Raw genomic sequence first — 1,385 nt, 5'->3', positions numbered from 1 at the left:
GACCTCATCGCGCGGTCGTACCACCGCACGCATGGCCTGAACGTGTCGATCACGCGCTGCTCGAACAACTACGGCCCGTACCACTTCCCGGAGAAGGTCATCCCGCTGTTCGTCACGAACCTCATCGATGACAAGCACGTTCCTCTCTATGGTGAGGGCAACAACATCCGCGACTGGCTGCACGTGGACGACCACTGCCGCGGTATCGCGATGGTGCTCGTGGGTGGCAAGCCCGGCGAGATCTACAACATCGGTGGCGGCACGGAGCTGACGAACAAGGAGCTCACGCAGCTGCTGCTCGACGCGACGGGCAAGGACTGGTCCTACGTGGACCGCGTGCAGGACCGCCTCGGCCACGACCTGCGTTACTCGGTGGACATCTCGAAGATCCAGCGCGAGCTGGGGTACGAGCCGAAGGTTCCGTTCGAGCAGGGCCTGGCTGACGTGGTGCAGTGGTACCGCGACAACCGCACCTGGTGGGAGCCGCTGAAGGAGCGCGCTGCCCTGTGACCGAATCGACGTCTGTCCCCGCTGCGCGGGTTCTGATCACGGGTGCGTCCGGGATGCTCGGGCGCGATCTTCAGCGCGCCTTCGCGGGCCGGGAAGTCACCGCCCTTGGTCGAGCCGCGCTCGATATCACTGACGCTGCCGCGGTGGATGCCGCCGTGGCGGGGATGGACGTCGTTGTCAACGCCGCCGCGTACACGAACGTGGACGGTGCGGAGACCGACGAAGACACTGCGTACGCGGTGAACGCGACGGGTCCAGGAGTGCTCGCCGCGGCGGCCGCGAGGCACGGCGCGAGGCTTGTGCACGTGTCCACCGACTACGTTTTCCGCGGTGACGCGACGAAACCGTACGCGGAAGATGCGGGGCACGACCCGATCTCGGCGTACGGGCGCACCAAGGCTGCCGGAGAGACGGCGGTGCGTGAGGCGCTGCCCGACGCGTCGTACATCGTGCGCACCGCGTGGCTGTACGGGGCGGACGGCCCGAACTTCGCGAAGACCATGGCGCGCCTCGCGGCGAGCAAGCCGGAAGTGTCCGTCGTGTCCGACCAGCTCGGCCAGCCCACGTACTCGGCGGATCTCGCCGCCCAGATAGTGGCGCTTGTCGACACGAACGCGCCCGCGGGCACATACCACGGCACCAACGCTGGTGTCGCGTCCTGGTACGACTTCGCTCGAGAGATCTTCCGCCTCGCAGGCTTCGATCCCGGGAACGTGAAGAAGACGGACAGCACCGCGTTTGTGCGTCCGGCCCCTCGCCCCGCGTACTCCGTCCTCGGCCACGACGCCTGGACGAACGCGGGGGTTCCACCCATGCGGCCCTGGCTCGATGCACTCGAAGACGCCGCCGCGCAAGGAGTCCTCAACACCTGATGG

General features: G+C 67.3%; 2 protein-coding genes. Both read left to right on the top strand.

Annotated elements, in window-relative coordinates; translation table 11 throughout:
* A partial coding sequence (locus tag C5B85_RS18865; RefSeq protein ID WP_146078041.1) for a dTDP-glucose 4,6-dehydratase occupies window positions 1-510 on the top strand: 510 nt, incomplete at its 5' end.
* On the top strand, window positions 507-1,382 hold the full coding sequence (rfbD, locus tag C5B85_RS18860; RefSeq protein WP_258070911.1) for a dTDP-4-dehydrorhamnose reductase: 876 nt from the start codon (window positions 507-509) through the stop codon (window positions 1,380-1,382). The genes C5B85_RS18865 and rfbD, both read left to right, overlap by 4 nt.
* Window positions 1,383-1,385: the final 3 nt, after the last annotated feature.

It is taken from the genome of Pseudoclavibacter sp. AY1F1, from assembly GCF_002931075.1.
Lineage (GTDB): Bacteria > Actinomycetota > Actinomycetes > Actinomycetales > Microbacteriaceae > Pseudoclavibacter.
Note: the sequence above shows the minus strand (reverse complement) of the source record. Positions and strands in the feature narration are given on the sequence as shown.